This is a genomic window from Neobacillus fumarioli NBRC 102428 (assembly GCF_001591485.1).
Taxonomy (GTDB): Bacteria; Bacillota; Bacilli; order Bacillales; family Cytobacillaceae; genus Neobacillus; species Neobacillus fumarioli.
In genome coordinates this window covers 1-6,168 of the sequence record NZ_BCUZ01000149.1, presented here as the reverse complement: position 1 = coordinate 6,168, position 6,168 = coordinate 1, and the positions used below count along the sequence as shown (strand labels likewise).

Here is a 6,168-nt window from a genome sequence, read left to right as displayed (position 1 = left end):
GGGGCTAGGCCGCTTGCGCTGGACAATTTTCAAAGTTAAGATTTATACTTCAATCTTTGAAAAAAACAGACTGGCGGAGAGATCCTGCCAGTCCTTTGGAAGAGTTATCTATTCAACAAGCTTCCAACATAACGCAGTAATTCATTTGCAGATGTGGAATTGTAGCCATATTCATCAATTAACCTGGCAACAACCTCGTTGATTTTCTTTAACTGCTGTTCATCCGGTGTTTTCGTTGAGGTTGTGATTTTGACAACATCCTTTAAGTCGGCAAACAGCTTCTTCTGGATCGCTTCACGCAGGCGGTCATGGGAATTATAGTCAAACCGCTTGCCTTTTCTCGCATAGGCAGAAATTCTGATTAAAATTTCTTCCCTGAAGGCTTTTTTGGCATTTTCCGAAATACCGATCTGTTCTTCAATGGAGCGCATCAGTTTTTCGTCCGGATTGATTTCCTCTCCTGTTAATGGATCACGCAGCTTCGATTTATTGCAATAAGCTTCAACATTATCTAAATAATTGTTCATTAAGGTCTTCGCGGATTCTTCATAAGAGTAAACAAATGCTTTCTGGACTTCATTCTTGGCAATGGTGTCATACTCTTTGCGGGCAATGGAAATGAAATTCATATACCGTTCGCGAAGTTCATTTGTAATAGACGGATGCTGGTCAAGACCATCTTTCAACGATCTTAGCACGTCAAGCGCATTAATCGACGGCACTTCCTTGCGAATAATGGTGGATGAAATCCTGTTGATGACGTAGCGCGGGTCAATACCGCTCATCCCTTCATCCGTGTACTCTTTTTTCAATTCTTCCACATCGGCGAGATTAAAGCCCTCGACACTTTCCCCATCATATAGACGCATTTTCTTCACTAAATCGATATCGCCTTTTTTCGGCTCCTTCAGACGGGTTAAGATCGTGAACATGGCTGCCACCCGAAGTGTATGCGGGGCAATATGAACGTCCGCAACATCACTTTCTTTGATCATTTTTTCATAAATCCGCTCTTCTTGGGAAACCTTTAAATTATACGGAATCGGCATGACAATAATCCGTGAATGAAGAGCTTCATTTTTCTTATTGGAAATAAACGAGCGGTATTCAGTTTCGTTCGTGTGTGCAACAATCATTTCATCAGCTGAAATCAAGGCAAACCGTCCTGCTTTGAAATTTCCCTCCTGTGTTAACGATAACAAGTGCCATAAGAATTTCTCGTCACATTTGAGCATTTCTTGGAATTCCATCATTCCACGGTTCGCTTTATTCAATTCTCCGTCAAACCGGTAGGCACGTGGATCGGATTCAGAACCATATTCGGCGATTGTGGAAAAATCAATGCTGCCGGTTAAGTCAGCAATATCCTGTGATTTCGGATCAGATGGGCTGAATGTTCCAATGCCGACGCGTTTGTCTTCTGAGAAAAAGACTCTTTCGACTAACACATCTTCAATTCTGCCGTGATACTCCTGTTCAAGGCGCATCATATTAAGCGGTGACAAGTTTCCTTCAATCTTGATTCCATATTCCCGATAGAAATCCTCACGCAAATGATGAGGGATTAAATGCAATGGATCCTCATGCATCGGGCAGCCTTTAATGGCAAACACAGCCCCACGATCGGAAAGTGAATATTTCTCAAGCCCTCTCTTTAACATCGTCACCAAGGTTGATTTCCCCCCACTGACAGGCCCCATTAACAACAGAATCCGTTTCCGGACATCGAGCCGTTTGGCTGCGGGGTGGAAATATTCTTCCACAAGCCGCTCCAATGCTTCTTCCAAACCAAATAATTCATTACTAAAGAATTTGTACTGTTTCTTCCCGTTAACTTCTTCAATCCCTGCATCCTTGATCATATTATATACGCGTGAATGTGCTGATTGCGCAACCCATGGCTTTTCTTTTAACAACTGTAAATAGTCCGCGAATGTCCCTTCCCAGCGCAGTTTTTCCTCGTCTTCCCTAAATTTTTCGATTTTTTTTAAGATATCCATAAGGCCCTCCCCCTGTATTTAATCAGGAACGATTAATATACTGTATGCACTTTGTCAATTGAACATGCTGATGAAGTTGGTTTTGTTGCAAAATAATCCCAACTTCCCCTTTTCATTTTGGAAAGTTAGGCTATAATAAATTATATGCAAGTGAAGTCGTTAAATTATTAAAGAAGGGGGATACATAAGCCGATGTCACTTTTTCTTATTTTAGTCGTCATCATCGCCTTCTTAGTTGCTATCTTCACCTCAGGATATAACGATAAACCGAATGTTAAGTAAGAAAAGCGCAAGCGCCTTGGTCAAATGTTCTTCAGCACTAAAAGTCTGGTTTTTGGACTTTTAGTGCATCTGGTTTTTGTCCCGAGGGGCTAGGACGCTTGCGCTGGACAATTCTCGAAGTCTAAATTTATACTTTCTTTACTTTTAAGAAAAAACCCGCCGTTTTGGCGGGTTTGATGCGTTTTTGGAAGGCTTGAATGGATTTGAAAAACGTGTGAAATTTCGCAAATAATCACAACATTATAAAGTGGGATATATTCTAAAACCAGTTCCAAGCGGAACTGGTTTTTTAAGCTAATTAGAATTGAACGATAAATGCAACTACTGCTTACAGATGGCAAAAAATTTGCATTGATTATTTCTCATTGAATCGCTATATTAAAGAAAGAATTCTTATTGAATTTTTCGAAAATATCAACCTTGAGAAATGCCTATAAGGGAGGGTTCATAATGTTTATTGATAGTATATGTCCTAAATGTGGTGAAATTAGTCACTTAGAACATAAAGGAGAAGAAATTCTTATCGTTACTTGTAAAAATGATCATATATATGACCATATCGTAACACATTATCCAAGGCATGTTGGGATTAAAGATGATAAGCGAATTAAATTAGAAGAAATGATCGTCGCAAAGAAATTCCATCAAATGAGCGATAAGACTACAATATGTCTTTTAATATTTGAAAATGGATATGAAATAGAAGGACGCTCAACAGTTCGAGATGTTAAGGATTTTCGTACTGTGATTGGAAAAGATAAAGCATATGAACAAGCACTAAAACGAGCCATTGTAGCTTTGGGTCCATTATTAACATAGACATTTCCAGGCATCCTGAAGGAGCTAAAAAATTGTCTTAGCGTAATTTAATATCATAAGGCAGCGAAAGGCTGCCTTTTTCATCCGAAGTTGTTAACGGTTCTGATTGAATACAACTAATTTAAGCTCTGTCATTTCTTCTATGACGAACTTGATTCCTTCTTTTCCCATACCGCCCCCCTTACTCCCCCATAAGGCATTTGATCAACGCGAAAAGTAGGAAAATACTCCACATTACCACTTGTTAAATGAGTAAATCTTACTATATCTTCTTTATTTATCAAAGAAGTTTCATTATGTAGACAAACAGCAATATCAAACTATACCACTAATTGTAAAATATAATAATATACAGAAATATGCGTAATATTTACGATTTTCCCTTGATATAGTTTCCACCATAAGCCGTACCTTACGAAATCCGAAAGAGAAAGCCCCCAGCACCATTTAAAATACTGGGGGTTTGGATTACTCTAAACTTGTTTTTGAAGCGTACATTGTTTAGTACGGCGGCTAATGCTCAAAATACGATTGCTAAATTTTTCCTGTGAATTTATGAAAGAAAGTACTTGAAAATTTGTCTAGTTTCGGCGCTTTCTTAGCGTAAATCAAGTTTATTTTTTTGGACAAATTCCTTCATATACATTCTGCTTTGTTTTTCCAGCATGATGGCCATTTGTTCTGTCCAGCGGTCTTTGCGTTTACCGCCTGTTCTTTCCTCATAGTAGCTGGAGATGACCGAGTCGTATTTTTTGAGCTGGTTTAGGTATTCTTCTTTATTTGGCTGGTATTCATTCACATGATAAATATGCTCAAAAGGCAGTCTCGGTTTTGTTCCCGTTATATTAGTCGGATACCCGACCGCAAGTCCAAACAGCGGAATCACTCTTTCCGGGGTGTTCAGCAGTTTTTTCACTTCTTCAAGCTGGTTGCGGATCCCGCCAATATAACAGATTCCAAGTCCCATGGACTCCGCAGCAATAGCAGCATTTTGCGCAGCTAATGCTGCATCAATCAATGCCACCATAAATTTTTCTGTACTTTCGATGGATGGGATCACATTTTTCTGTTCTTGTTCGCCGATAAGGGCATGGCGGTAAAGATCGGCGCAAAAGATGAAAAAATGTCCATTCTTGGCTACCTGCTCCTGATTTCCGGCAAGTTCACTCAACTTTTTCTTCTTGTCTTTGTCTGTGACCCCAATGATGGAATATGCCTGAATAAAACTTGATGTAGATGCCGCCTGCGCACAAGAAACAATCGTCTTAATTTGCTCATCTGTTAACGGCTTATCCTCAAATTGGCGGAGAGAACGATGGTTTAGAATGGTTTCGATTACTTTGTTCATGGAATTTCTCCCCTTCTTTATAGGTGCTCTTAACTATCGAGATAGGTTTTTTCTTTTCCTTTACGCGTTATAGACCCTTTCAACTTTTATACATTGCTTATGTAAACGAAATTGAGCCTACCATTTAGGCCCAATTTTGTTTAAGTTGGGATAATCTTGCTGTCTCAGTGCCTCGTAAACCAAAATAGCGACTGTATTCGATAGATTTAACGAACAGACACTGTCGTTCATTGGAATCCGTAAACAAAACTCTTTATTTTGGGCTAGAAGATCCTTTGGCAACCCCGTCGTCTCCCGGCCGAATACAAAATAGTAATCTGTATTAAGATCGCTGTAATTAACCGAACTATATGGCTTGTCGCCTAATTGCGTTAAAAAGAAAAACTGTCCGCCGGCATTCTTTTCAAAGAATTCATCAAGCGAATCATAATAATTAATCTTTACAAATTCCCAATAATCCAATCCGGCGCGTTTGAGCATTTTGTCATCTGTGGAAAATCCTAAAGGTCGGATTAAATGCAAGGTGGCACCCGTTGCAGCGCATGTGCGGGCAATATTCCCCGTATTGGAAGGAATCTCCGGTTGAAATAGTACTACGTGTATGGACATGAATTTCACCTCTACCTTGCCATTATACCATTCAGAAGATTTATCCATCCACTATTGTGAAAAACTTATATTTAATATTGGGGGTGTAGGCGGAGGAATCCTCATAGGCCCAATACCTCTGCCGACTGTTATACGTATGAGCATTCACAAGCGGCATCCCATCCGCATCCTTTCCTGTCACAATCGTATTATGGTTGAACCTTCCATCCCCTTCAAAATCATAACAAATGACATCTCCTAATAAGAGTTGGTCCGGACTCGCGACCTCCTTTGCCCGTAAACCGAGCTTTGAATGAGCTAAATATAAACGCAATGAATAGGCAATCGCCCAGCTATAGCTCCAATTATGTGCTTGCAGCCACCATCCTGCATCTCGTTTCGGGTACCCTCTCATGGGCGCCCCGCCAGCGCGGAGGCATTGCGAGATAAAATTAGTGCAATCATTTTCAAACTTTTTATAAGCAGGATTATAGCTGTTCCACCAGCGTTCTGCGTATTGGACCGCTCTTAAGCGATCATATTGGTAGCTTAACCTTTCTTCTCTGCTGTCATCATTTGTTTCAGTTGAATCGACTTGAACTGACCTTGGCGTAATCTCCTCATCCATGATCAATGATCCCTTATAAAACTTCGCTAACCGTTCTTCGACTTCTTCTTCTAGATAAAAATTTTTCTTATGTTTAATGAAATACTTATAATGGGCATTGTATTTTACTGTTTCAAATTCATCCTCACGACTCTTCTCGATTATATTCCCAGTTATACTTACTTTTACTATATCAGCCGATCGTTTCGCGGCTGTTTCCAGCTTTCGCTCTGCCTTTAAAAAAGTGTCATGATGCCTCTGGTAGGGGTTGACAAATTGCTGCACCCGATTTTCAAATAAATTCTGAAGAGCTTCACGCATTCACACTTCACTCCTTTCCTTACATACTTATGAAAGGAGGATATAAATCAAAACCTTTGTGATTGCCGGGATCTTTAGGATCGTTAATTCGGGACAGATTTTCCATTGGTTTTATCAATTCTATCCGAAATGGGCTTTTGTTCAGACAAGATTCTTGTTGGTTTTTTCAATACTGTTCAAAGTGATCTCTGCTTCAGACAGAT

Annotated in this window: 5 protein-coding genes; 1 reads left to right on the top strand and 4 read right to left on the bottom strand. The window is 39.8% G+C overall.

What is annotated here, in order from left to right:
* Window positions 1-104: 104 nt before the first annotated feature.
* Window positions 105-2,000 (bottom strand): PrkA family serine protein kinase, encoded by a 1,896-nt coding sequence (locus BFU02S_RS14290; protein WP_066371965.1) that lies wholly within the window; start codon window positions 1,998-2,000, stop codon window positions 105-107.
* A gap of 732 nt (window positions 2,001-2,732) precedes the next feature.
* On the opposite strand from BFU02S_RS14290, the gene BFU02S_RS14285 reads away from it, so the two are divergent.
* Window positions 2,733-3,101, top strand: a complete 369-nt coding sequence (locus BFU02S_RS14285) for a Gp49 family protein (RefSeq protein WP_066371963.1) — start codon at window positions 2,733-2,735, stop codon at window positions 3,099-3,101.
* Between the two features lie 598 nt (window positions 3,102-3,699).
* Here the strand turns inward: BFU02S_RS14285 and nfsA are convergent.
* From nfsA to BFU02S_RS14270, 3 genes are all read right to left on the bottom strand, one after another.
* Window positions 3,700-4,449: an oxygen-insensitive NADPH nitroreductase gene (nfsA, locus tag BFU02S_RS14280; RefSeq protein WP_066371961.1), complete on the bottom strand. Its 750-nt coding sequence runs from the start codon at window positions 4,447-4,449 to the stop codon at window positions 3,700-3,702.
* Window positions 4,450-4,566: 117 nt separating this feature from the next.
* Window positions 4,567-5,058, bottom strand: coding sequence for a tRNA (uridine(34)/cytosine(34)/5-carboxymethylaminomethyluridine(34)-2'-O)-methyltransferase TrmL (gene trmL / locus BFU02S_RS14275; protein WP_066371959.1), 492 nt, complete (start codon window positions 5,056-5,058; stop codon window positions 4,567-4,569).
* A 40-nt stretch (window positions 5,059-5,098) separates the two neighbouring features.
* Window positions 5,099-5,965: an amidase domain-containing protein gene (locus BFU02S_RS14270; RefSeq protein ID WP_066371956.1), complete on the bottom strand. Its 867-nt coding sequence runs from the start codon at window positions 5,963-5,965 to the stop codon at window positions 5,099-5,101.
* Between the last annotated feature and the right edge of the window lie 203 nt (window positions 5,966-6,168).